This window comes from Planctomycetota bacterium, assembly GCA_018242585.1.
Classification (GTDB): domain Bacteria; phylum Planctomycetota; class Planctomycetia; order Pirellulales; family PNKZ01; genus JAFEBQ01.
The window spans coordinates 158025-183249 of the sequence record JAFEBQ010000009.1 but is presented as its reverse complement, the minus strand read 5'-3'; the positions used below and the strand labels follow the sequence as shown (position 1 = coordinate 183249).

Genomic DNA, 25225 nt, shown 5'->3' with positions numbered 1-25225 from the left:
TTTAGCGACGGCGATGCGGAAAAGCAACACGCCGCGCGAACGGCGTGAACCTTAGCATCGCATTCCGATCACCAGATTGGCCGAGAAAACCGCGGGAATATCGGCAAATCGTCTTCAGCCGCCGAATCTGACTCGCTGGTCAGTTCAATCGGCACGCCACTCGCATTTACCGCGTTCCATTGTGGCCGATTGCGCTGGGCGGCGAAACCAGCGCGCACCGCCCGACAGGCGTAGGCACGATCGCGCGTCCTGCGTTCGCGGTGTCAATGACCACTTTGGATTCTCGTTTGGCTTCGGGGCAAGACTGATGGCTCGTTCTCGGCGTCTCAAAGTTACCTGCGCTACCTCGCTCGAAACACTGCGGCCGTTGGCCGATCGCTGGAATGCGCTGGCCGGGGGCATGCCGTTTCGCGGTTGGGAATGGAACTCCACCTGGTGGCGGCATTACGCCGATCGCCAGCGGCAACTGTTCGTCCTGTTGGCGCACGATGCCCAGCGGCAACTCGTGGGCATTGCCCCCTGCTTTGTCGAGCGGAGCATGCTGCGCGGGCGGCGGGTTCGCTTTCTGGGCTCCGGCGAAGTCTGTTCCGATTACACGTCGTTGCTCGCCGCGCCGGGTGCCGAGCAACAGGTGGCCGACAATTTCGCCGACTGGCTCGATGGGCCGGGACGACCGCACTGGGACCGGCTCGATCTCGATGGCCAGTCCGCCGACGATCTGGCCGGGCTCGCGCTGGCCGAGGCCATGCGCCGCCGCCACCATGCCGTCGAAATCGAGCAGCAAGGCAACACCTGGCGCGTGACGTTGCCGAGTGATTGGGCCGCGTACGTGGCCAGTCTGGGCCGGTCGCCGCGGTCCAAGGTCCGCAAGCTGGAACGGCGGATGGAAGCTGACGGCGGCTTTCAATTGTGCGAAGTGAAGTCGATGGATGACTTCTACCGCGGGTTCAACATTCTGGTCGAGCTGCACCAGAAGCGGCGCGAGTTCCTGGGCGAGCCGGGCTGCTTTGCCTCGGCGCGCTTTACCTCGTTCCACGCCGACATCATGCGGCAACTGCTCGGCAAGGGAGGGTTGCGGCTGGCCTGGATCGAACACAACCGGCGGCCGATCGCCATTGAGTATTGCTTGCGCTCGCCGAGCGAGATGTATTACTATCAAGGGGGCTTCGACCCGGCGGCGGCCGACGAGAACCCCGGCTGGCTGCAATTCATGGCCAGCATCCGGGGATCGATCGATGCCGGCTGCACAACGTATGACTTCTTGCGCGGCGACGAGCCGTACAAGGCGTTGTGGCAGGCGCAGCCGCGCCCGCTGATGCGTGTGCAGGTCATTGGGCGTGACGCTTCGTCGCGGCTGCGCTACGCGGCCGAGGGAACGGCCCAGTCGGCCTGGCGCTTCGCGGCCAGTCGGTTGCGGCAGCCAAGCGTGACAACGTCCCAGACGCCCGAGCCCGCCATCGCCGAGTAATCTGACGAGCGTATGCCGGCGTCGATCCGACGACCCGGCCCAGTTGGTGGCATTGGTTGGTGCGTGCGGTTACCATTGGCTGCACGTTGCCCCGCCTGTTGCCATCCCAATCGCGCTCACTTGGATGATCATCATGCTCTGTTCGCTGCGATTTGTGCGCCATACCCTGTTGGTCTCGGCCCTGTTGGCGCTCGCGCCGTTGTTTGGCATGGCGGCCGAAGCGCCGCAGGTGATTCCTGTCTGGCCGGCGGACGTGCCGGGCGAGAAAGGGGACGTCGGCGACGAGCACGAGCAGCCGCTGAAGCCGAACGACAATACGATTCGCGTTGCCAATGTCACGCGACCGACGCTGACGATCTTTCGCCCGGCCAAGGACAAGGACACCGGCGCGACCGTGATCATCTGTCCTGGTGGTGGCTATAACATTCTAGCCTTCAACAAAGAAGGAACCGAAGTCGCCGAGTGGCTCAATTCGATTGGCGTGACCGGCATGGTGCTCAAGTACCGCGTGCCGGCGCGCAAGGGATTGGAACGTCACGCGGCACCGCTACAGGACGCCCAGCGCGCCATCGGCCTGGTCCGTCAACGGGCCAGCGAGTGGGGCCTCGATCCGAATCGAATCGGCATTCTTGGTTTCTCGGCGGGGGGACATCTGGCGGCGGCGGCATCGAACAACTATGACCAGCGCACCTATCCCACGGTTGACGCGGCCGACGTGGTGAACTGTCGCCCCGATTTCTCGTTGCTGATCTATCCGGCCTATCTGGTCAACAAAGAGAACAACGCGCTCGCGCCGGAAATGAAAATCACCGCCAACACTCCCAAGACGTTCATCGTGATGACCGAGGACGACGGAGTGCGCGTCGAAGGGCCGTTGTTCTATTACCTGGCGCTGAAGCAGGCCAAGGTTCCGGCCGAGATGCACTTGTATCCCACCGGCGGGCACGGCTATGGTCTGCGCCCCAGCGAGCACACGGTCAGCACCTGGCCCGCCCGCGCGGGCGAATGGCTGAAAGCGCAGGGCTTTCTGACTGCCAGGAATTAGCGACGCCGCGGTGATACGACTTCAGGTCGCGACCCACCACACGGCGCCGGCTGTGATCAGCAACCCGAACATCATGCAGCTAAAGAGCAGCTTGGCGACGTTGTTCCGAACGCGATGATCTTCTTCCACCAGATGGTGGCGCTCATTGCGATCGAAGTGCGACAACCACTGGTCGCCATGCCCATGATGATCGCCGGTGACAAAGGTGTTGGGCCCCAGGTGATTGGCATGATGAAACATGACGCTTGACTCCCCCTGTGTGAGATCAATGAACCGTCTTCATCGGTAGAGACACGATCAGTACCTGCCCGCATTATAGGCGAGCCGTAGGTAGCGCTCGCAAACAGAACGCCAACAATTTGCGGGTCTCTTGTGACGCAATTCACAATCACCATCGCGCGCCTTGCGGCCCATCGTTGGTCTCGGCACACTAAGGGCCTGCTCGCCGCCGTGGTAAGCGATGCAAAACAGCATTACCGCAACGACTTTCACCGCATTCGATGAAAACGATTCTCTGTTTTGGCGACTCGAACACCTGGGGTTACATCCCCGGCACTGCCGCTCGTTACGAACGTCACAATCGCTGGCCGGGAGTGATGCAAGCCGCGCTGGGCGCTGGGTTCTTGGTGATTGAAGAGGGGCTCAACAGCCGGACCACCGTGCTCGATGACCCGACACGTGGCCCCGGGCGAAATGGCTTGACGTACTTGGGACCATGCCTCGACACGCACGCTCCGATCGACCTGGTGTTGTTGATGCTTGGCACGAACGACCTGAAGCACCGCTTCGGTTTGTCGGCGGGTGACATTGCCGTGAACATCACGGCTCTGCTCAGCACCATTCAAAAAAGTGGCACGGGCCCGGCCAGCGCGTCTCCGAAGGTTCTGTTGATGAGCCCGCCGCATATTGGCCCCCTGACGGGTCTGGCCGACATTTTCGAAGGGGCCGAGGGAAAGTCACAACAGCTCGCGCGCCATTACCAACAGGCCGCCGCTCAGTTCAACGTCGAGTTCTTTGACGTGGCCACGCAGGTCACTGCCAGTCCGCTCGACGGCGTTCATTGGGCCGCCGATCAACATACCCGGCTCGGCGCGCGCATGGCCGACCTGGCGCGCGTCGCCCTCGGCGGCTAACGACGAGGCCTGATCGATGGACTATCCTCGCATTGTCGTCGTCGGCAGCATGAACGTCGATCTGGTCGTGAAGAGTGCTCGACTGCCCACGCCGGGCGAAACCGTGATCGGGGGCGACTTCCATGAAGTCCACGGGGGCAAAGGGGCCAACCAGGCCGTCGCCCTGGCTCGCTTGGGCGCGAATTGCTCGATGATCGCCAAGGTCGGCAGCGACCGCTTTGGCGACGACGCGCTGGAGGAGCTAGCGGGCGAAGGACTCGACGTCGACCAGGTGACGCGCGCCGCGCACCTAAAGACGGGCGTGGCGATCATTGCCATCGACGAGCGTGGTGAAAACCAGATTTCGGTGGCCTCGGGGGCCAACGCCGCGCTGTTGCCCGAGGATATTGATCGGGCGGCCGGTTTGCTCCGCCATGCCGACATGCTCGTCGTCCAGTTGGAAGTGCCGCTGGCAACGGTGAAGCACGCGCTGGAAATGGCGCGTGCTGCCGGTGTGAGGACGCTGCTCGATCCCGCGCCGGTGCCGGCCGGCGGCGTTGACGATGCGATTCTAAGTCTGGTCGATTACCTGAAGCCGAACGAGACCGAAGCCGAGCAGCTTACGGGTATCAAGGTGCTCGACGAAGTGACGGCCTGTCGAGCCGCCGCCGAACTGCGCCGGCGCGGCGCGCGGCACGTGGTAATCACATTGGGTGGCCAAGGGGCTGTCTGCGACGACGGCCAACTGGTGCGATTGGTGCCTGGCGAGGAAGTCGCCACGGTCGACACCACCGCGGCTGGCGACGCCTTTTCGGCGGGACTGGCCGTGGCGCTGGCCCGGGGGCAGGCGTTGGATCGCGCCGTCGCCTATGCTAACCTCGTGGGCGCGTTGACCGTGACTCGGCTCGGCGCTCACACCTCGCTGCCCACCGCCGCCGAAGTGCTGGCCTTTGCCGAAGCGCGCGGCCTGAAGTTGTAACTCCCCGCCACGACTCCCCGCCAATCGTTTGATGAAACGTCGCTGCTTCATTCAACGAACCGCCGCTTGCTGTACGGCAATTGTAGTGTTGTTGTTGACCAATCAAACGCGCGCCGAAGATTGGCCTCGTTGGCGTGGCGTGCGCGGCGATGGTACCTGGCAAGCGCCGCCGTTGCCCGAGCGCTGGCCCAAGGGCGGCTTGAAGCAAACCTGGCGACAGCCCATCGGCGGCGGCTATGCGGGCGTGTCGGTCGTGGGCGGGCGCGTCTACACGATGGATCGCCAGAAAGAGCCGGCCGAAGTCGAGCGTGTCGTCTGTTTCGACGCCGCGACCGGCAAGTCACTTTGGACGCACAGTTATCCAGTAGCTTATGGCGACATGGCCTACGGCAGCGGGCCGCGAGCCCAGCCGACGGAATACGACGGCCGAGTGTACACGCTGGGGACGCAGGGGCATGCGTGCTGTCTTGACGCTGCGGCGGGCCACGTGCTCTGGTCCGTCGACACGGTCAAGCAACTGGGGGCGCGGATTCCCGAGTGGGGCCTGGCCGCGTCGCCGTTCCTTTGGCGCGATCGGGTCGTGCTGCACATCGGCGCGGCCGATGGTTGCCTGGTGGCGCTCGATCGCAACTCGGGGCAAGTAATCTGGCGCTCGGGCGTCGACCCGGCCGGGTATGCCACGCCGATCCTCGTCGACAGTCCCACGGGTGAACAACTCATCGCCTGGACCCCCGAACACATCGTGGGCATCGACCCAAGCGATGGACGCGAAGAATGGTCGGTTCCCTACAAGGTGACGTACGGCGTCTCGATTGCCACGCCGATCTATCAGCAAGGGCTCGTCTTCGTGGCTGGCTACTGGCAAGGTTCCAAGGCGATTCGCTTGGGACCGGCGCGAAACGACGCAGGGCTGGCTTGGGAAGACACGAAGCTGTTGCGCGGCCTGATGTCTCAGCCGCTGTATCGCGACGGCCACGTCTACCTGCTTGACAAACAGTTCGGACTGACGTGCTTCGAGTTGGCGACGGGAACGAAGAAGTGGGACGACAAGAATGAAATGACGCCACGCGGGCGCAATCCCCAGGCCGAGTTGGTGTGGTTGAACGACTCGGATCGGGCGATCATCCTGAACGCCGAAGGGGAATTGATCCTGGCCCGGCTCACGCCCGAGGGTTACCACGAGCAAAGTCGGACCAAGATCATCGGCCCAACGTGGGCCCATCCGGCTTTTGCCGGTCGGCACGTGTACGCACGCGATGATAGCGAGTTGGTCTGCGTCGAACTGCCGGTTGCTGACGGCGCAACCCCTGCCTCCCGGCCGAGCAAGTAGAAGTGTTCATGCGGCGAAGGACCAATCGATGAGCCAAGCCTGGACACGCCTGAACGAACAAATCGTCGGCTGTGAGCGCTGTCCGCGGTTGCGCGCCTATTGCCAGCGCATCGGCCGCGAGCGGAAGAAAGCCTTCGCCGATCACGACTATTGGATGCGGCCCGTGCCGAACTTTGGCGCACCGAGCGGCCGCTTGTTGATCGTCGGCCTCGCGCCGGCCGCGCACGGAGCAAACCGCACGGGGCGGATGTTCACCGGCGATCGCAGCGGCGAATGGCTGTACCGCGCGCTGCATCGCGCTGGCTTTGCTTCGCAGCCAATGTCCGAGTCGCGCGATGACAAGCTGCGGTTAATCGATTGCGCCATCACCGCGACCTGCCACTGTGCGCCGCCGGACAATAAACCGTTGCCAGACGAGATTGCCGCTTGCCAGGACTGGCTGACCGAGACGTTTGATTTAGTGCCGGCGCGGGTTTACCTGGCGCTGGGACAAATCGGCTGGCGGGCCATTGTCGGGCAAGCCCGAGCGCGCGACTGGTACGCCGGGGCGCTCCCCAAGTTCGCCCACGGGGCCGAGGTCTCGCTCGGCCCTGGGCGCACGCTGCTGGGAAGCTACCACCCGAGTCAGCAGAACACCTTCACGGGCCGCTTGACCGAGCCAATGTTCGACGCGATTTTCACGCGCGCCCGCAAGTTGCTCGAACCGCCCAAGCGAGGCAAAGTCTAGAGCAGGTCTCGCAACACTCTAGTGTCTTGGGTGGCATCGATGGCTCGGTCATCGGTGTCGCGCAGCAACAAGAAACTCGATGGGCACGCGCAACCCAACTGGAAACTCGCCACCCGTGTGGAGCGGCGCTCGATGTTTCTTGTGGCCTTCGGCCACCCAGGTGCAAGCACCTGGGCCACCCATGCCACAGTGTTCTGAGAACTGCTCTAATGCACTGCGTGTTCGTCACCAAGCCGCCCCAGCTCGTTTACCTCGCGGTCCAATCCCAGCCCTATTGGGCGCAGGGATGACTTGTCTTTGTTTTCACGAAACCAGAGGACACTATGCTGCACGCTCGGTTGTTTTTGCTTGTCGCGTTCCTCGCCGCTCCCCTGGTTTCTACGGCTCGCGCCGAAGAAGCGAAAGTCATCACCAACAGTCTCGGCATGAAGCTCGTGCTGATTCCCGCCGGCGAGTTCATGATGGGGGCCGAAGAGGACCGGAGCGAAACGCTCAACTATTTCCCTTATTGCGATCCCAAATGGCTCGACGGCGAAACGCCACGTCACAAGGTCCGCATCACCAAGCCCTTTTACCTGGGCAAATACGAAGTGACGATGGACGAGTTTCTGGACTTCTATCACGACGGCAACTATCGAACCGAGATCGAACGCGACGGCAAAAAAAGCTGGGGATACGATCGCGACGGCCGGATCGAGTCGAACAAGTGGCGATTCTGGAAGCCAGGCTGGGAAATCGGCCGCGATCATCCCGTGGTGTATGTCACCTGGAACGACGCCACCGCGTTTTGCCAATGGCTGAGTAAAAAGGAAGGAAAAACGTACCGACTGCCCACCGAGGCCGAGTGGGAGTACGCCTGCCGCGCCGGCACGAACAGCCGCTATCATTGCGGCAACAACCCCATCGATTTAGTGCGCTATGGGAACGTGGCCGACAAAGATCGGAGCGTCGGATACGAAAAGGACACCATCGCTACGTATGATGAACACGGAAAAAAGAAGGACACCCACATTCCCTTCCCGTTTATTCAACGCCGCGACGGCTATAAGTGGACCGCACCGGTGGGCAAGTTCCAGCCCAATGCGTTTGGTTTGCACGACATGCACGGCAACGTCTGGGAGTGGTGTTCCGATGGGTACGACGAAAACTACTACGCTCATTCCCCCGTTGACGATCCACGGGGGCCCAGCGCCGGCTTGTCGCGTGTGTTGCGTGGCGGCGGTTTCGACAACACCCCAGTGGATCTGCGGTGTGCCCCCCGTTTCTTCGAAGATCCATCGTACCGTGTCTCCGACCTCGGTTTTCGTGTGGTGTGTGAGCGGTAGTTTGCTTCCCGCGTCGTCCGTACTCTGATGCTCCGAAACTCTGTCCTCTGTTTTTTGGGGGTGCAGGGGGCGTAGCCCCCTGCGCGCGATCGATACGATGTCGCAAGGGCCACCGAGCACGCCGCTCTTTGTGAAAACGCATGATTTCCTGCTGTGGCTGATCCGCCACACGCAGCGATTTCCCAAGAACTTGCGGCAGAGCGGCTGAAAGGCCGCGTCACGTGCCGCCATCTTCAAGGGTGCCATGCTCAAGCCCCCCAGGCTTGAGCACGCGAAGCGTGTGCAGGCATGCTCAAGGCCTTGAGCATGGCACCCGATTCCAATGGTTGGCTTTGACCTTAGGGCTGCGGTGCGAGCGTCGCTCGCAGCTTGTCGGCAATCGCGTTGGCCTTTTCTTGCGCTTCGGCCAGCGGCAGGCCTGCTTTGACGCCAGGGCGCAAATGCCCCGTCGCGCTCAACCAGGCGTTGCGCATCAGCCCTTGCCGCTCGTTGACCAGTCGCAGCACCCTCGCCGCCGCCGGGTAGCCGGCCGTGGCTTGTTCGAAGCTCTCGGCGTTTTGCACGTCGGCGGCCGGTACGCCCCAGTGGATGAGCAACTGCTGAGCGATCAGCCAATGCCCGCGCGGCCCCAGGTGAACACCGTCATTCGCCAATCGAAACGCAGGATCAGTTTTGCGTCCGGCGGCCAGCAGGGCGTTCATCGGCGTGTGGGTGTCGATCACGTCCCAGCCTTGCGAACGCTGCTCGACCAACCAGGCCGCGTAACGATCGAGCACTTCGTTGTAGCCCACGTACGGCTGGCGATATTCCTCTTGGCCGGCGGGCAGGGTGCGTGCGCGGATCGGTTCGGGATCGAACACTGGTGGTGTGATGTGCAACACCTTGGCGCCGGCCTTGCTGGCCCGCTCGCGCAACAGTCGAATCCCTTGCTGGTACTTGGCGAAGCGATCCTCGCTGAACGGGTAATACATTCCGCAGTTCATTCCGTAACAGGCTACCACCAGGTCAGGCTTCGTCTGGTCGAGAACGCGTTGCAAGCGTTCATGCACGTCAGGGCGCGGAAACGCGCCGCTGGCATGCCCCGGTTCGGACAAGCCCGAGACTGTCTCGCTCGGCAGTCCCAGGTTCACGAACTCGCAAACCAGATCGGGCCGACGCAGCCGAAGATAGGCTTCGGTGAAATCGATGTACCCGCCGCCGTGGGTGATGCTGTCCCCCAGGAAGACCACGCGGCGCACGCCGTCGAGCGCCGGAAGCTTAAACTCGCCGGCGCGCGACGAGCCAGCAATTGCGAACATCGCCAAGCAAGCAGCCATCACAGCGCGCAACGACCTATTTCGAATCTTGATACACATGGCGATCACTCGGCTCCGGCCGCAAACTTGCGGGCGCGTTCTTCGGTCGCGGTTGGGAAATCCGTCGGGATCGATTGCGTCACCTTGCCGGTGGCGGCCCATTCGGCGCCACGTTGCAGCGTGATGATGAAGCCCACGCACTCTTGCGAGTATTCGGCGTGTCCCATCGGCGTATGGAAGACGCGACCCGCGTGGTATTTGACGGTCATCATCATTGGCTCGTGCCGTCCGGTGCCGCCGGTTGCCGGGTCGGCATAGGCCGTCGCCAGGACTTCCATCTCCAAGGCCGGGCCGCGGAGAGAATCGTACAGTTCGTCCTTGGCGTGCATCCACGCGCGGGGCATGCCGCGGGTGATTGGGTGTTCGGCGTCGCGAACCACGACCTGGAACGGATGCTGGCTGCCGTGGTGGCCGCCGTTGCCGGGGGCTTCGTCACGGACCAGCTTCTCGCCCTTGTCCAGATACACGAATGGTCCCGATTGCTGATTTCGGCCCCCCCAGCCGCCCAGGCCGATCATCCGGTTGTACTCGGCCCAGTTGCCAAAGGCGTTGTCGGCCGCGTGGACAATCACCACGCCGCCCCCCGAGCGGGCGAACTTTTCGAAGTCGGCTTGGGTCGACTCAGGCCACGGCGCGCCGTTGTAGTTCGACACCACCAATTGGTAATCGTTGAACGCCGGGTGGAAGTTCGGATCGGCCCCCGCCGGCGCGGTCGTGGCCACGTCCACCGTGAACAGACCCGTTTGCTCGAGGTATTGCTTCATCATCTTGGTCGTCGTGGGCCAGACCTTATGATTGTTCTGGCCGTCGACGATCAGCGTCCGCACCTTCTCGGCCGCGATGGCGTGCGAGGTCGATAAGGCAATCAGCAACGCAATCGTGTAGTTCCAAATCGAAAACGTCCGGTGCATGACAGGCTCCAGCTAAAAGTTAGGCGAATGGTTTAGTTTATGGGCGAGCCGGTTTCGCTGTCGCGGGGGCCGATTCGAGTCCGGCGCTGTTGACGGCGATCACCTGATACTCGGCCGGCGCTTCGTCGGGCGACTTGGTCGTGAAGGCCATCATCGCCAGCTTGGGATCGGGCGTGTCGTGGTACGACATCCCTTGAAACAGGGGCCGGCCAAATCGAGTGTTGCCTTGCTCGGGCACACGGCCCACGCGCTCGCCGTTGCGAGTGATGACGAACGCCTGCAAGCCGCTCTCGAAGTCGGCGTCGCACAGCCAGGCCAGCGCAATCCGCCCGTCGCTATTCCGCGACCATTGCACGTTGGTCGGGGCCGTGGGGGGAGTGGTGTCGCTGGTCGCGCCGTCTTTGACGTATTCGGCCCAGGCCTTGGCCACCGCGGCGTTGGGAAGCCAGACCGCTTCGGCCGCGTCGCTTTTGTACTCGGCGGCTGGCGAGGCTTGCTCGCCCAACAGAGGCGCCAGGTAGCTTTGCGCCGCGTCAACTGGCCGGAGCTTCTGGCTGTTGCTTCCCGGCGTGGGGAGTCGCTGGGCCAGGCAGGCGTCAAAAAACGGAATCGCCAGATAGCGCGAGTCGCCACATTCGTGGCTGGTGCGCGGATCGGGCGCAAAACCAATCGGCGCTCCCTTGGCCCGATAGGCTTTGAACATGCTCATCGTGCCGGTCCAGGCGCCGTTGAATCGCTTGTCGCCGTTCTCCTTCGCGCCCGGGTTGCACATCATCGGAATCTCGTACGCTGCGGCCGGGATCTCGGGCTTGTCGATCTCGCCTTTCTCCCAGGTGGCATAAGCGGTCCCCGAGCGAAACCAGATGGCGACGATCCGCTCGGGATACATCGTCTGCATCAAGCTGGCCCAGTACCCGCCGCCCGAGTGCCCCCACAGGCACCAGGGAACCTCGGCCAGCTCGGCATGTTTCGACCGCGCTCCGATGTCGTGCAAAGCTTTGAGAAAGGTCTGGTTTGACCCATTGCGCGGATCGCACCAGAGCCGGCAGTTCTGCTTTTTCGATTGGTGATACGACGGCCCGACCAGAGCGCAGTTCCACTTGCGGGCCAGCGCCTGCCAGTGCAGATCGTAGGCGGCCGTTCTGCCACCCTGGCACGCCCCTTCGCCACAGCCATGCTGGTGGACGATCGCCCCGCGCAGCCGTTCGTCGCCGTCGGGTATCCACACGGTGTAAGTGACGCCGAGCGGCAGCTCGCCTGTTTTCTCCGAGGGAAGATAGCTGACATCGTAGTAGGTGCCGCCCGCGAGCGCGGAACCGATCGTCGTAACGAAGAACGCGAGCGCGGCAAAGGAACCAAGAACGAGCGTGCGCATGGCAACTCCGGCGGGTCGTGGCGGGCAGGAATCAAAGACCCCACCAGTGTCACGACGCCCCGGACGAATTGCAACTATTCGGCCGGCGGCGCCAGAGCTTTGAGGTCCACCGGCGCGGCCGCCGGCAGCAAAGCCGCACTTAGCGCTGCGAAATCCACGGCAATAGAAACGTTGGTAGGCATACAAGAGTAATGAGGCCCAGTATGCACCCCCAAATTGCTGCTCGCCGTGGCCCGCCTTTGAAATAGAGTCCAACTGCGCTCAGCAGAAACCCCGGGATCGACAGGCTAGCAACTAAAATGGTCGTGTTTTCGACGACCGTTTTTGTAGCTCCAAATTGTCTAAGTATCTGCGAACAAGAGGCAATTAGAACGCCAATCAGGCTGATGCTAGAAAAGCAAAGTCCCGCGCGAGCAATTACAGGTCGGCTTCGATTTGGCGAGTCGCGCGTGTTCGATTCGGATAAGTGCTCGTTCATGACTGGCGCGCCTTCGTCGGATTTTTGAGCATAGAGTGCCCAGATTATTTTTGTGTTGCAGGACCGGCGCTGCCACCATAATCACAAAAAGCAGTCGCTGGAATCCAGCAATTGTAATCGGGATTCCAGCTAGGCTCCCGCCGGTATCCGAAAGTCCTGGGCTATCGCACGACTAAGCGTGCCGCAAAAAAAGAACGAGCCGGGGCGTCACTGGGACGTCCCGGCTCAGGGGTAGTTGCCAAATTGTTCGGGCCGCGGCGGCGGTTAGTTCTGCAGCGCCGGCTTTTCGCTGCTGGTTGCGGCTAGTTTGTGCCCGGCCTTGCGGGCCTGCAGCAGGCGATTGCGATTGTGCTGGACCAGGTCATGATCCGGGCTGTGACGCAGGGCTTGTTCCAGGTCGGCCATCGCCCGCTCGTGGTTCCCCTGCAACTCCCAAGCTGCGCTCCGATTGTTGTAGAGCATGGGGTTGTTCGGCGCTTGTTCGAGGGCGCGGGTGAAATCGTTGATCGCGTTGTCGTAGTTGCCCAGTTCAAACCAAACCCGGCCGCGACCGTTGTAGGCGGCGGCTTGCGGGGCTAACTGGACCAGCCGGTTAAAGTCGGCGATCGCTTCGTCAAAGCGCCCCAAGGCCCGCAACACATTGCCCCGGGCATAAATCGTTTCGGCGTCGCGCGGGTTGCGGCGGACGGCCGCGGTGAATTGTTCGATGGCGGCGGCGGGAGCGGCCACGGCGCTCGATTCGATCCAACCAGCCGTGCCGTTGGTGACCTGCAAGCGGTTCCCTTCGATGGCGAGCACGCTCAGTTGCACGCCCGGCGATACCGAATCGACGGTCTGGCCATTGTCGACAAGTCGAGCGCGGCGGACAGCGACGACCGTATCGCCGACTTCCCATGCACTGGCCGAAGTGGTCATGAGCAGCAGGGCGGCGATTGCAGCAACGCGTGACATCGGACGTTCCCCTGGTGTATATCGTGTGGTGTTTTTGTCCGGAGTGATCGCGACTGGTCCCCGGGCCGCCAGCCCGGAGCGAATCGACGAAAACTCAGGACAAAAGCAACCATAGCTCGAAAACGTCGGGGAGGCGGTTTCGGCGTTTGGCTCGCTACTGGGAAGGCCGCCGGTGGTGAAAATCGGCAACATGCGGCTGGGCTCGGCGTAGCAAAAACGCGCGAAATCGTGGCAAAACAGTGGGCAAATGGGGAGTTTGCCCAGCGCCGGCGGTCGGTGGACGCAGGCTGCGAAACCTGGGCCGACCATTTGACGGTTTTGGCTGCTTCGGGTACGATTTGCGGTTTCCGATTTACCTAGGCCGACCGGCCTTGAGAGCATTCAGCCCGTCCGAGTAGTCATGGCCAAAAAGCGCGCAAAGAACAATATTCGCAGTAAGAAGAAGGACCCCGTTTTCGTCGACGGTAAGCGTCCTCGTCCGATGTACGTCGATTACAAGGACTTGGAACTGTTGTCCAAGATGGTCAGCCGGCAAGGCAAGATCATCAGCCGTCGCAAGACCGGCTGCACCGCCGTCAGCCAGCACGCCGTGACCGAAGCCGTGAAGCGCGCTCGGTTCATGGCCCTGTTGCCGTACGTTGGCGACTAGTCGCTCGGGCTCGGTAGCTGTCTCGAAGTTGCTACCGTGTTTCTGCCTGATGGTGATGTCGGGGATTACTGCGCGCCAGCCTGTCGCTTTGCAGGTTTTACAAAGCGGTTCCCGGTTTGGGAGTAGCAGGCGGCGCGCCCTTTTCGGCGCGTCGCAACTCGTAACCGGTTGCGCCCGAACTGACTCGGCGCATTCCGATCGCCTTGCATCGAGAGGCGGCCCACTTTGGCACGCCATCTGCAAACCTTTCCTCGGGTACGTCCACCAAACGAAGTAGCAGTCATGCGCGCTTCGCAGTTCACCCGAGGAGTCACACCGCGATGGATCGTCAGGCGAAGTATTTGTGGATGCAGGATTTGCTCGAACACCTCACGCTGTGTCACGAGCAATGGTTGCTGGCCGATCGGCGCAATGAAAGCTACCTGATCGACTCGATGCGCCGCGACGTGGAAGAAATGCGGCGGCTTTGTGAATCGCTCGACCGGGCGCCCCCTCTCGAGCGCGCCGGCCATCCACTGGCGGCTTAGCCCCCAAACTAGCGACAATCGCCGCGAATACCGGCCCGTTTCCCTGCTCGCTCCGGCGCGATACACTCGACTTGGCGACAACTCTAGCGATTCTTTCCCGGGCAGTCACTCGTCAATGTCGGTGCTCAGTACCAACCAAGAGTACGAAGCGGCGCTGGCCGTGCTGCTGCGTCGCGTCGACTTTGAACGCGCGGCCGCGGTCGGCTACAATGAGCGCGAATTCAAGCTCGACCGGATGCACGAGCTGCTGGCCCATCTGGGACATCCCGAGCGGCAGCTTCCCGTCGTGCATATCACCGGCACCAAGGGAAAGGGCTCGACTGCCGCCATGGTGGCGTCGATCCTGACTGCGGCTGGCTATCGCACCGGGCTGTTCAGCTCGCCTCATTTGCACCGCATCGAAGAACGGTTCAGCATCGACGGGCAGAATTGCCCTCAGGCCGAGTTCATCGCGCTGGTCGAGCGCTTGCAGCCAGTGGTCGAGCGGATGGACACCGAGGCGGCCGCCCACGGCCCGGGTGAGATGGGCCCCACTTACTTTGAATTGACGACGGCCCTGGCCTGGTTGCACTTTGTCGCCCATCGCGCCGACGTGGCGGTGATGGAAGTCGGCATGGGGGGCCGGCTCGACTCGACGAATGTTTGTTTGCCCGTGGTGTCGGTGATCACGAATGTCAGCCTCGATCACACCAAGCAGCTTGGCGCCACGGTCGAAGCCATTGCCGAGGAGAAGGCCGGCATCGTCAAGCCGGGTGTGCCGGTTGTCAGCGGCGTCGGCCCGCGGGCCTTGGCCGCGGTCGAAGCGGCGACGCGCCGGTGTGGCTCGCGCTGGGTGCAGGCCGGACGCGAGTTCCGCGTGACTTATCATCCGCCCCGCGATGCTTCCAAATCGCACGGCATGGGGACGATCGACGTTGACTATCTGGCGCCAGGGCGCGAACACCGCTGGGCCGCCGTCGAGTTGCACTTGCTGGGACGTCACCAGGCCGAGAACGCGGCCCTGGCCCTGGCCGTCGTCCAGGAACTGCGGCGACAAGACTGGCAGATTTCCGACACCGCCCTGCGGCACGGGCTGGCGACGGTGAACTGGCCCGCTCGGGTCGAGGTCTTGCGGCGTCACCCGGCCGTGGTGATCGACGCGGCGCATAACGTCGCTGCCGTCGAGGCGCTGGTGGCGACGCTCGAGGAAAGCCTGCCGGCGCGGCGGCGCGTGCTGCTGTTGGCCGCGACCAAGGATAAAGACGTGGTCGGCATGTTGCAGGTTTTACTCCCCCGCTTCGATCGGGTAATCGTCACGCGCTATCAAACGAATCCGCGCGGCGTGCCGGTCGAAGAATTGGCGACGTTAGCCCAGCAGTTGAGCGACAAGCCGATCGAAACGGCCGACGATCCGGCCACGGCCTGGGAGTTGGCCAACGAAGGGCTCGGCAAGGATGATCTGCTCTGCGTGACGGGGTCATTCTTCATCGCCGCCGAGATTCGCCAGTTGGCAACGTCGGGGGACGCGAAAGATTAATCCCTTCTGACTCCCTCTCCCCTCCGTGGGAGAGGGTTGGGGTGAGGGGGTAGAAGCTGGTACACGGCATCAACCCCTCACCCGGCTTGCTGCGCTCGCCACCCTCTCCCGCAAGGGGCGAGGGTGCGCGGCCTTCGCCGCGAGGAGCAAAGGCATGCCGTATTGCGCTCAGGCAGAAGATGTACCCAGCGCATTGGCCAAACGGTCCAGCATCGCCGGCGTGTGCGCGTAGCTGACGCTGATGCGCAACAACGACTCGCCGACGGGAACCGAGGGTGGCCGGATGGCCGGGACGAATAGCCCGGCGTCCCACAATCGGCGCGATAGCGCCACCGCGGCGGCAGGTTCGCCGACGATCACCGGTACGATCTGGCTCCGGTCAACGGGAACTTGCCAGCCTTGACGGCGCAGGCGCTCGCGCAGCGCCGTGGATTGTGCCAATAACTGCGTGCGCCGCGCGGGCTCATTGCGCACGATGTCGAGCGCCGCGAGCGCTGCCGCGCACACTACGGCAGGTTGCGCCGTCGAGAACACATATGAACGAGCGCGGTTGGCCAACCAGTCGATCAACGCGCGACTGCCGCAGACGAAACCTCCCGCAGCGCCCAGGGCCTTGCTAAGCGTTCCCATCCGAATTGGAATCTCGGCTTCGACGCCTAACTCCTCAGCCAGCCCGCGACCGCCAGCGCCGAAGATACCCGTGGCGTGGGCTTCATCGACCATCAGCATGCAATGGTACTTTTGGGCCAGCGCCACTAGATCACGCAACGGCGCGACATCGCCGTTCATGCTGAACAAGGTGTCGGTCACGATCAGGCGACGGCGATAGTGCGCGCTGTCGCGCAGCAAGTTCTCGAGCATAGTGACGTCAACGTGCGGATAGACGTGGACCGTCGCCCGACTGAGCCGGCAGCCGTCGACGATCGAGGCGTGATTGAGCGCATCGCTGAAGATGGCGTCCCCTTCGCCGGCCAGCGCGGGAATCGTCCCTTGATTGGCGGCAAAGCCCGAAGGGAACAACAGCGCCGCTTCGGTTTGTTTGAACTCAGCGAGGCGCGATTCGAGCCGCGCGTGCAGGTCGCTGCGGCCGCAGATCAGGGGGCTCGCCCCGCTCCCCAGCCCTTGCTCGGCCAGCGCCGCCGACGCGGCCGCGACCAGGCGCGGGTCGGCGGCCAGTCCCAGGTAATCGTTCGAGCCAAAGTTCAGGACTTGCCGACCGTCAAGCTCGAACGTGGCCGATTGCCGGCCGTGGCGCTCGCGCAAAGTACGGCGCAGGTCGGCACGATCCAAATCGGCGAGCGCGGTGTCGAGCCAGTGGAGACTGTCGTGAGCCATAAGACTATTTCTTGGCGCGAGTGACACGTCGCGGCTGGGTTGATTTCTTTTTGGCCGGCGCCTCGTCTTTGGCCAACCGCAAGATGGCTTCGAACTCGGCTTTGCTCACCGGCTGGACCGACAAGCGCGAGCCGCGCCGCAGCAGTTCCATATTCTTCAACGCAGGCACGGTGCGCAGGCGCTCGATCGAGAGCGCCGCCGGAAATACTTGTTGCAAACGGATATCTACCATTTGCCAAACCGGTTTGGCCGGCGTCGCCTTGGGATCGAAATAGTCGCTCTTGGCGTCGAACTGGGTGTGGTCCGGGTAGGCCTCGCGCACGACGACCGCGGTGCCGACCACGGCCGACGGTTCGGCGTTCGAGTGGTAGTACAGAACCTCGTCGCCGAGGTGCATCTCGTCGCGCATGAAGTTGCGGGCCTGATAGTTGCGCACGCCGCTCCAGCAGGTGGTCTGTTGCGGCGCGCGGGCCAAATCGTCGATCGAAAACGACTCGGGTTCACTCTTGAGAAGCCAGTATTTCTTGGTCGGTGGCATGGTGTTGTGGGCTAAGTTGGAGGATCGAATTGTTGAGGCGGACCAGTATTTCCGGCGATTTGTGGTCCAGGGGGCGGCCTCAGCCTCTGTCGTCACGTGGGCCGGCTGATTATTCTCGATTGAATTGGCCGCAGTTCAAGATGTCTGGGCCACCGTCCGATCACCTTCTTCGCGACCAAACAACCCATCGCCACCTGACGACGCCCAAGGATCAACCTCCCGATGAGTGACAACAACGGCTCGGCTCCCGCCTCCGAATCGCCAACGCCAGCCAATCCTGCCAAGTTGAAAAAGCGGCAAGTGCTGCTGGTGGCCAGCGGCGATTTACGGTCCAGCGCCAATCAGACTTGCTGGCCGGCCCAGCAGGCGATGGAAGCCGCCTTGGCCGCGGCCGTCGCCGCCGAGGGATACGAGATCGTACGCGGGCATCCGTACAAGCCCGACGAAGGGCACGGGTTCATCGGCTCGCAAAAGGAGGGGATGTGCGTCTTTGCCGGACTCGACCGGCACGCGCCGCTGATCGTGGCCGAGGCGGTATGGCAGTATTCGCACCACGTCCTGGCGGGGCTGATGAGCCACCGTGGGCCGATTCTGACCTGTGCCAATTGGTCGGGCACGTGGCCGGGACTGGTTGGAATGTTGAACCTGAACGGCTCGTTGACCAAGGCCGGCGTGAAATACTCGACGCTCTGGTGCGAGGACTTCACCGACGAGTTCTTCACCTCGCGATTGCGCAAGTGGCTCAAGACCGGACGTATCCATCACAAGACGTCCCACGTCGCGCCGCTTAAAGATGTGAAGCTGCCCGGCAAGGCGCGCAAGCTCGGCGCGGAACTAGCCGGCGAGCTGCAACGCAACAAGGCGATCATGGGCGTGTTCGACGAAGGGTGCATGGGCATGTACAACGCCATCGTACCCGACGAGCTGCTGCACGCGACAGGCATCTACAAGGAACGGCTCAGCCAGTCGTCGCTCTTTTACGAGACAACGCAAGTCAGCGATGACGAAGCCCGGCGGGTGCGCGCCTGGTACGACGAGCGGGGGCTTAAGTTCCACACGGGGACTGATCCGCAGACCGAGCTGACCGACGAGCAGATTCACCAGCAGTGCAAGATGTACGTGGCGGCGTTGCGATTGGCTGATGACTTTGGCTGCGCGACGATCGGCATTCAGTATCAGCAGGGGCTGAAGGATTTGCTGCCCGCCAGCGATCTGGTCGAGGGGACTTTGAACAATGCGGATCGCCCGCCGGTCGCTTCACGCGACGGTAGCCGGGTGCTTTATGCCAACGAGCCGCTGCCTCACTTTAACGAGGTGGACGAGTGCGCGGGCATCGACGGCCTGATGACCTATCGCGTCCACCGGGCGCTCGAACAACCGGCCGAGAACACGTTGCACGATCTGCGCTGGGGGGACATCGACCGCAGCGGCACGGTCGAGGACTATGTCTGGGTGTTCCTGATTAGCGGGTCTGCACCGCCGGCCCACTTCATTGACGGCTGGCAGGGGGCTTCAAGCCTGCGGCAGCCGCCGATGTATTTCCGGCTGGGGGGCGGGACGTTGCGAGGTATTTCCAAGCCCGGCGAAATTGTCTGGTCGCGAGTGTTTGTGGCCGATGGTCGGCTGAATATGGACCTGGGGCGGGCTGGGGTGGTCGAGTTGCCAGCGACCGAGACCGAACGTCGCTGGCAGGCCACGACGCCGGCCTGGCCGATCATGCATGCGGTGACTTATGGCGTGTCGCGCGACCAGATGATGGCCCGGCACCCTAGCAACCATATTCAGGTGGCCTATGCCGCCGACGCCGAGGCGGCCGATCTGGCCCTGCTGACCAAAGCGGCGATGGCCGAGGCTCTGGGCATGCGGGTGTCGGTCTGTGGCACCCGAAAAGGTGGGGAAGACTGGTAGTTCGTGCCGGCGATTTCCCCGCCATGAGCCCAGAGCACCTACACCGGGGCGTTTCTGGCCCTTTTTCTCCCTCACTACGCGAAACCCCCGGTCTGGGCCGGGGTTTATAGCTTCACGGATCGTCGTCTCCTCTCGACCAAGGTTACGTACCTGGCGGGGGCTATGGGCGGCGAAAGGTCGATTCGCTATCGCGCTGGGAGAGTGCTGGCCATGAAAAGTTCAAGGACGTGCTGGCTCGTGCTGGTGGGGCTGGTCACTTCGTTCAATGCCGCCGTCGTGGCGGACTCGGCCCAGGCCGAGTACAACACCGCGTCGTCGCAACAGTCGACGGGCGAGGTCTCGCGTCGCATCGACGAATCGCTGACTGGTGAGCTGGGCTTTGACAAGCCCGAGATCAAGTCGCACCTGGCGCCGCGAACCGACGACCAGACCTTCTTGCGTCGCGTCTATTTGGACTTGGCGGGCGAGCTGCCCACGCCGACCGAAGTGTCGTTGTTCGCGCTCGATACGGCGGCCGACAAGCGCGCCAAGCTGGTCGAGCGGTTGCTGGCCGATCCGCGCTATGGACGCAACTGGGCCCGGTTCTGGCGCGATGTGATTATGTACCGCCGCGCGGACGATCGGGCATTGATCGCCGCCGCCAGCGCCGAGCGCTTTCTGGCCGAAAACCTGAACGAGAATAAGCATTGGGATGAAATCGTCCGCGGCTTCCTGACAGGTCTGGGGAACATTTCTGAAAAGGGGACCACGGCGCTGATAATGGCCCAGCAGGCCGACGCCAGTAACATCGCGTCGGAAGTGTCTCGCATTTTTCTGGGCGTGCAAATCTCCTGCGCCCAGTGCCACGATCATCCATACGACCCTTGGAAGCGTGAACAGTTCCACCAGTTCGCGGCCTTCTTCCCACGCGTGTCGCTGCGGCCCGTGTTGGTCAATGGCCAGCAGCGCGGCTTTGAAGTGGCCTCGGTCACGCGCGAGCCGTTCCAAGGCCGGCCGGCCGCCTTCCGCGGCTCGATGGAACACTACATGCCCGACCTCAAGGATCCGGCCAGTCGTGGAACCTTGATGACGCCGATTTTCTTTGCCACTGGCGAGAAGCTGGAAACCGGCGTGGCCGATCTGGACCGTCGTGGCCAGTTGGCCGATTGGATGACTTCGCCCAAGAACGTGTTGTTCGCCAAGGCGTTGGTGAACCGCGTTTGGGGCGAACTGGCCGGTGAAGGGTTTTATGAACCGGTCGACGACATGGGGCCCGGGCGCAAGGCAACAGCGCCGCAGACACTGGACTACCTGGCTCAGCAGTTTGCCGCGCACCAGTACGACTTGAAGTGGCTGTTCCGGACGATCATGGCGACCGACACGTATCAGCGGGCTTCGCGGCCGCGCCGCTCGCCGAACGACACGCCGTTTTTGGCCAACACCAGCTATCGGGTTCGCTCGGACGTGTTGTACGACAACCTAGCCCAAGCGCTTGGCTTTCCTCGCCAGGGTGAGGTTAGCGGCAATCCCTACGGTGGTGGTCAGCAGCGGTTTTTGAACCAGGGGCGATACCAGTTCTCGCTGACGTTTGGCTACGACCCCAGCGAACGGCGCGAGAACGTGGCCAGTTCGATTCCGCAAACGCTCATCCTGATGAACTCGCGTCAATGGGGGCAAGCTGTCAGTGCCCAGAGCGGCGGCGCGCTGGCCCAGATGCTGAGCGACGTTCGCGACGACGAGCAATTGGTCGGCGAACTGTACCTGCGGTTTCTGGCCCGCGAACCAAACGACGCCGAAATCAATATTTGCCTCGAACATGTGAAGAGTTCGGAGCGGCGCAGCGACGGTTTTGAAGACATCGTCTGGACGCTGTTGAACCGGAGCGAGTTGCTGTATCGGAATTAGCAAACATGCTTTGCATTACACCTCTCCCTTCCAGGGAGAGGTTGTGAGCGAAGCGAGCGGGTGAGGGTAGAAGCGTTCCAGGCCATTAACGCGTCTACCCTCCCCCAGCCCCTCCCTGGAAGGGAGGGGTGTTGATCGAGCGAGCCGCGGAGCGAAGACCACGGTTGAGCAAACGCAAGTTATTCAAGGACGCAACCAATGCAAAACAGCTTCACGCATCAAATGCAAATCGGCATGGGGCCGCGCGGCGTATTGAACCGGCGGCACTTTCTGCGCAATGTCACGGCCGGCGGGTTGGCGCTCGGCGGGCTGTCGTTCACCGACATGGTCAGCTTGAACGCCAGCGAGTTGAAGCGGCGCGGCATGTCGTGCATTTTGCTGTGGATGCAGGGTGGTCCCAGCCAGTTTGAAACCTTCGATCCCAAGCCGGGGCACGCGAACGGGGGCGAAACCAAGGCCATCGCCACGAATGTGCCCGGGACGCAAATCTCGGAGAACCTGCCCCACCTGGCGCGAATCGCCGACCAGTTGGCGATTGTCCGTTCACTGTCGACCAAAGAAGGGGAGCATCAACGCGCTTCGTACATGATGCACACGTCGTACATTCCAACGGCGACGGTTCGCTATCCGACGCTGGGGGCCGTGGTGGCCAAGGAATTGGCCGACCAGGCAGCCAGCGAGCTCCCCTCCTTTGTGCGGATTGGCAATGTCGGCATCGGCGCCGGCAACGAAGGGGGCCTGCTGGGTCAAAAGTTCAACGCCTATCCGATCCAGGACGGCAACCGCCCCCCCGAGAACACTCGTCCCACGACCGAAGAAGATCGCTATCGTCGCCGCTTGACGCTGCTGGATCGGTTGGAGGAGGCCGCGCCAGGCGAAGCGGTCGCCCGCCGCGCCGATCACGAGTCACTCTACAATCAGGCCTCGCGGTTCGTGCTGAGCCCCAGCATGTCGTCGTTTGACATCAGCAACGAGCCCGAGTCAGTGCGCAAGGCCTACGGAATTGGCGCGAGTTCCGCCGATGCGGGACGCCCCGCGCCGAACGGGTTGCGCATCCAGCAAGGACAATTCGCCGCAGGCTGCCTGCTGGCGCGACGGCTGATCGAGTCGGGCGTGACATTCGTCGAAGTGGCCATGGGGAACTGGGATACCCATCAAGATAACTTCGACCTGTCGCGGCGCTTGTGCGAGCAGATCGACCAGCCGTTCGCGGCATTGGTCGAAGACCTGCGCCAGCGTGGCCGGCTGGACAAGACGCTGGTCATTTGGATGGGCGAATTTGGTCGCACGCCGCGGATCAATCCGCGCGGCGGACGTGATCACCATCCGCAATCGTTCAGCGCCGTGTTGGCCGGCGGCGGGATGCAAGTGGGACAGGTGGTCGGCGCGACCGATGCCGGCGGCGAGCGCGTGGTCGAGCGTCCGATCAATGAGAAAGATCTGTTCCAGACGATCTATCAAACGCTCGGCGTCAACGCTAAGAAGGAATACATGAGCGCCATCGGCCGGCCGATCGCAATCGTCGACGGCGGCAGCCCGGTGGATGAACTCCTCGGCTGATCGGCCTTGCCACGGAGGCACGGAGGTTAGCACGGAGAAACGTGCGGTTATTGGTGAATGATGAAGCACCAATGACCAAATCCCAATGTCCAAGGATTAGGAGCCAACACCTTCTTTGGTCATTGGACATTGGTACTTGGTCATTAAGAGCCTCCCTCCGTGAAACCCTCTGTGACCTCCGTGTCTCCGTGGCAAACTCCCCGGCCTGTTGGCTGAGCGGGCAGCCGAATGATAGACTATCGCAGGATTCATCTCCTGCGGAGTCCCTTTCGTGTCGAACTCAGCGCCCAGTGAATTAGCGGACTTTCCGGTCGTGGTCACCTGGCCGGTGCAATGGGGGGACCAAGACGCATTTGGCCACGTCAACAACACGATCTATTTCCGCTGGTTCGAGACCTGCCGCATCGAGTATCTGAACCGGATGGGGTTGAACACCTGGTACGAGCGGGAACGGATCGGGCCGATCCTGGCGTCGATCACTTGTAATTATCGCCGCCCGGTGGTGTTTCCCGACACGGTCGTGATTGGCGCCAGGATCACGCGCATAGGGCGTTCGAGCGTCGACATGGAGCACCGCATCTACAGCCACGCCCAGCAAACCCTGGTGGCCGACGGCACGTCGACCATCGTGGTGTACGATTACAAGGCGGCGAGATCCTCGCCCGTACCGGCCGAGATTCGGCAAATCATCGAGCAGGTCGAAGGCCGCTCGTTTCCGGCGCCGTCTTGAGGGCGTGCGGTTGTCGGGCGAGGCCTCTCAGGCAGTGCAAACCGGCGAATTGCGTCGCTGATTCAGGCCCGTGTCATCGCGCCGCGGTAAATGGCGCACTGATCGACCGATGATCCATCGGCGTCAAAGTTTACCCGGTTGACGCTGACGGCACGCCGTCGTGCCGACCGGCCGATTTTTTCTCGATTTTCAATCAGAAAAACTCACCAAACTAGCTAATGCGCAATCTTTGCGTGTTTTGCCGTCTTTGACAGCAGTGTGAGGTAGAATTATTCTGTCAGGCGCTCACCCAGTCCCTCGGGCGTCGACAGACGGAGCTGTGACAAACGCAGGGTCGAAATTCTTCCACACCAGCTTGAAGAGCGGGAGTCAGCAATGCAACGAACAGTAAAACGGAAGCTGCTCGTCACCGCGGCCCTTGTGGCCGGCGTGACGCTGTGCGTCGCAAGCAGTGCGAGCGCGGGATGGCACATGGGCATGAAGAACTATTACCGCTTCGGGGTTCTGTATGGTTACCCCGGCGCGCGGTATCAAGGGGGTGGCTACTGGGGCTGCCCGTACAATCCAGTATGCACCGGCCCCTGGTGCTATGGTCTGAACTGGTGCGGGCCCGCCGGCGCGATGCCTCCCTCGGGGCCAGGCGCCGTGGGCGTCGATCGAACCGATACCGGCTATCAACGTATTCCGAATCCGGGGAACGCGATTCCAAACAACTCATTGCTGTTCAATCTGCAAGTTCCGGCCGACGCGCTGGTGTTTGTGAACGGCTTCCCCACTCGCTCGACCGGCGCCACGCGCACGTTCATGGCCACCGACCTGGAACCAGGTCGGACCTACGCCTATGAAGTTAGCGTTGAGACCTATGTGAACGGCGAACCGGTGGTCGAGAACCGCCGCGTCGTGGCCAAGACCGGCGATCGCCAGACGCTGGCCTTCAACTCCACCGCCAAGCAACAAGCCGAAGTGATCGTGGCCGCTGATCCACGCCGCGGCACGTTGACCCTGCACGTTCCGGCCGACGCCAAGGTGCTAGTCGATGGCCAGATCACGCGCTCGACCGGCGAGGTTCGCACCTACTCGGCCAAGTTTGCCGAGGGGAGCAAGGAACCGATCTCGTACCACTTGAGGGTCGAGTATTCCCGCGACGGCAAGACGTTGGTCGAAGAACGCAACGTCGACTTGCTGCCGGGCATGAGCCAGGATCTGGTCGTTGATTTCGACGCCAAGCAAGGCCCGATGTTCACTAACAATCGGTAGTCGATTCGCTCAATCCGAGCCAATGCTAAAAGGGCCAGACGTCCACCGGGCGTCTGGTCTTTTTTATGCGCCCATGAGATCATGCTGGTTCATTACGGGTCTGTAATCTCGTGCTCGTCGTCTTTGACAGCCCGCCAGTGGGCTTTGAAGATACCACCGGTGCGATGGTTATCGGCCTTTCTGCACTTGGTATAAGTGAATTCGCTTTTGTGGATTCAAAGTGCGCGATTGGGAAAACCGAGAACGTGAGCGCCCGATGAGCGAA

General features: G+C 62.4%; 22 protein-coding genes. 15 read left to right on the top strand and 7 right to left on the bottom strand.

Going from position 1 to position 25225, the window contains the following annotated elements; genetic code table 11:
* Positions 1-307: 307 nt before the first annotated feature.
* Together JSS27_05035 and JSS27_05030 are read left to right on the top strand one after the other, a co-directional pair.
* Positions 308-1468: a GNAT family N-acetyltransferase gene (locus tag JSS27_05035; protein ID MBS0208300.1), complete on the top strand. Its 1161-nt coding sequence runs from the start codon at positions 308-310 to the stop codon at positions 1466-1468.
* A 133-nt stretch (positions 1469-1601) separates the two neighbouring features.
* On the top strand, positions 1602-2513 hold the full coding sequence (locus JSS27_05030; protein ID MBS0208299.1) for an alpha/beta hydrolase: 912 nt from the start codon (positions 1602-1604) through the stop codon (positions 2511-2513).
* 21 nt (positions 2514-2534) lie between these two features.
* Here JSS27_05030 and JSS27_05025 read toward each other — a convergent pair whose 3' ends face one another.
* Positions 2535-2753 (bottom strand): hypothetical protein, encoded by a 219-nt coding sequence (locus JSS27_05025; protein MBS0208298.1) that lies wholly within the window; start codon positions 2751-2753, stop codon positions 2535-2537.
* Positions 2754-3013: 260 nt separating this feature from the next.
* On the opposite strand from JSS27_05025, the gene JSS27_05020 reads away from it, so the two are divergent.
* The 5 genes from JSS27_05020 to JSS27_05000 all read left to right on the top strand — a co-directional run bounded on the left by JSS27_05020 (position 3014) and on the right by JSS27_05000 (position 7986).
* Positions 3014-3646 carry an SGNH/GDSL hydrolase family protein gene (locus tag JSS27_05020; GenBank protein MBS0208297.1) on the top strand — a complete coding sequence of 211 codons (633 nt, stop codon included), beginning with the start codon at positions 3014-3016 and terminating at the stop codon, positions 3644-3646.
* 16 nt (positions 3647-3662) lie between these two features.
* On the top strand, positions 3663-4604 hold the full coding sequence (gene rbsK / locus JSS27_05015) for a ribokinase (protein MBS0208296.1): 942 nt from the start codon (positions 3663-3665) through the stop codon (positions 4602-4604).
* Positions 4605-4635: 31 nt separating this feature from the next.
* Positions 4636-5934 (top strand): PQQ-like beta-propeller repeat protein, encoded by a 1299-nt coding sequence (locus JSS27_05010; protein ID MBS0208295.1) that lies wholly within the window; start codon positions 4636-4638, stop codon positions 5932-5934.
* Between the two features lie 28 nt (positions 5935-5962).
* Positions 5963-6661, top strand: a complete 699-nt coding sequence (locus tag JSS27_05005) for a uracil-DNA glycosylase (protein MBS0208294.1) — start codon at positions 5963-5965, stop codon at positions 6659-6661.
* Between the two features lie 323 nt (positions 6662-6984).
* Complete coding sequence (locus JSS27_05000; GenBank protein MBS0208293.1) at positions 6985-7986, top strand: formylglycine-generating enzyme family protein; 1002 nt, start codon at positions 6985-6987, stop codon at positions 7984-7986.
* Between the two features lie 338 nt (positions 7987-8324).
* On the opposite strand, the gene JSS27_04995 is transcribed toward JSS27_05000, so the two are convergent.
* From JSS27_04995 to JSS27_04980, 4 genes are all read right to left on the bottom strand, one after another.
* Positions 8325-9341, bottom strand: coding sequence for an SGNH/GDSL hydrolase family protein (locus tag JSS27_04995; protein ID MBS0208292.1), 1017 nt, complete (start codon positions 9339-9341; stop codon positions 8325-8327).
* 5 nt (positions 9342-9346) lie between these two features.
* Positions 9347-10252, bottom strand: a complete 906-nt coding sequence (locus JSS27_04990; GenBank protein ID MBS0208291.1) for a ThuA domain-containing protein — start codon at positions 10250-10252, stop codon at positions 9347-9349.
* Between the two features lie 37 nt (positions 10253-10289).
* Complete coding sequence (locus tag JSS27_04985; protein MBS0208290.1) at positions 10290-11627, bottom strand: hypothetical protein; 1338 nt, start codon at positions 11625-11627, stop codon at positions 10290-10292.
* 742 nt (positions 11628-12369) lie between these two features.
* Entirely contained in the window at positions 12370-13056 is a 687-nt protein-coding gene (locus tag JSS27_04980) for a tetratricopeptide repeat protein (protein MBS0208289.1), read from the bottom strand.
* Between the two features lie 481 nt (positions 13057-13537).
* Here JSS27_04980 and JSS27_04975 point away from each other — a divergent pair, with 481 nt between their 5' ends.
* The 3 genes from JSS27_04975 to JSS27_04965 all read left to right on the top strand — a co-directional run bounded on the left by JSS27_04975 (position 13538) and on the right by JSS27_04965 (position 15748).
* Positions 13538-13705, top strand: a complete 168-nt coding sequence (locus tag JSS27_04975; protein ID MBS0208288.1) for a 30S ribosomal protein S18 — start codon at positions 13538-13540, stop codon at positions 13703-13705.
* 320 nt (positions 13706-14025) lie between these two features.
* Complete coding sequence (locus JSS27_04970; GenBank protein ID MBS0208287.1) at positions 14026-14232, top strand: hypothetical protein; 207 nt, start codon at positions 14026-14028, stop codon at positions 14230-14232.
* A gap of 115 nt (positions 14233-14347) precedes the next feature.
* Entirely contained in the window at positions 14348-15748 is a 1401-nt protein-coding gene (locus tag JSS27_04965; GenBank protein ID MBS0208286.1) for a bifunctional folylpolyglutamate synthase/dihydrofolate synthase, read from the top strand.
* 168 nt (positions 15749-15916) lie between these two features.
* On the opposite strand, the gene bioF is transcribed toward JSS27_04965, so the two are convergent.
* A complete protein-coding gene (bioF, locus tag JSS27_04960; protein ID MBS0208285.1) occupies positions 15917-17083 on the bottom strand; it encodes an 8-amino-7-oxononanoate synthase in 1167 nt (388 codons plus the stop codon).
* Between the two features lie 4 nt (positions 17084-17087).
* Positions 17088-17621 carry an EVE domain-containing protein gene (locus tag JSS27_04955; GenBank protein MBS0208284.1) on the bottom strand — a complete coding sequence of 178 codons (534 nt, stop codon included), beginning with the start codon at positions 17619-17621 and terminating at the stop codon, positions 17088-17090.
* A 285-nt stretch (positions 17622-17906) separates the two neighbouring features.
* On the opposite strand from JSS27_04955, the gene JSS27_04950 reads away from it, so the two are divergent.
* The 5 genes from JSS27_04950 (at position 17907) to JSS27_04930 (ending at position 24960) form a co-directional block, all read left to right on the top strand.
* Entirely contained in the window at positions 17907-19529 is a 1623-nt protein-coding gene (locus JSS27_04950; protein ID MBS0208283.1) for a fucose isomerase, read from the top strand.
* Between the two features lie 210 nt (positions 19530-19739).
* Positions 19740-21413, top strand: a complete 1674-nt coding sequence (locus JSS27_04945) for a DUF1549 domain-containing protein (GenBank protein ID MBS0208282.1) — start codon at positions 19740-19742, stop codon at positions 21411-21413.
* Positions 21414-21635: 222 nt separating this feature from the next.
* The gene (locus JSS27_04940) at positions 21636-22973 is read left to right on the top strand and encodes a DUF1501 domain-containing protein (protein MBS0208281.1); all 1338 of its coding nucleotides are present in this window, start codon (positions 21636-21638) and stop codon (positions 22971-22973) included.
* Positions 22974-23244: 271 nt separating this feature from the next.
* Positions 23245-23703, top strand: a complete 459-nt coding sequence (locus JSS27_04935; protein ID MBS0208280.1) for an acyl-CoA thioesterase — start codon at positions 23245-23247, stop codon at positions 23701-23703.
* 375 nt (positions 23704-24078) lie between these two features.
* Positions 24079-24960, top strand: a complete 882-nt coding sequence (locus tag JSS27_04930) for a TIGR03000 domain-containing protein (GenBank protein MBS0208279.1) — start codon at positions 24079-24081, stop codon at positions 24958-24960.
* Positions 24961-25225: the final 265 nt, after the last annotated feature.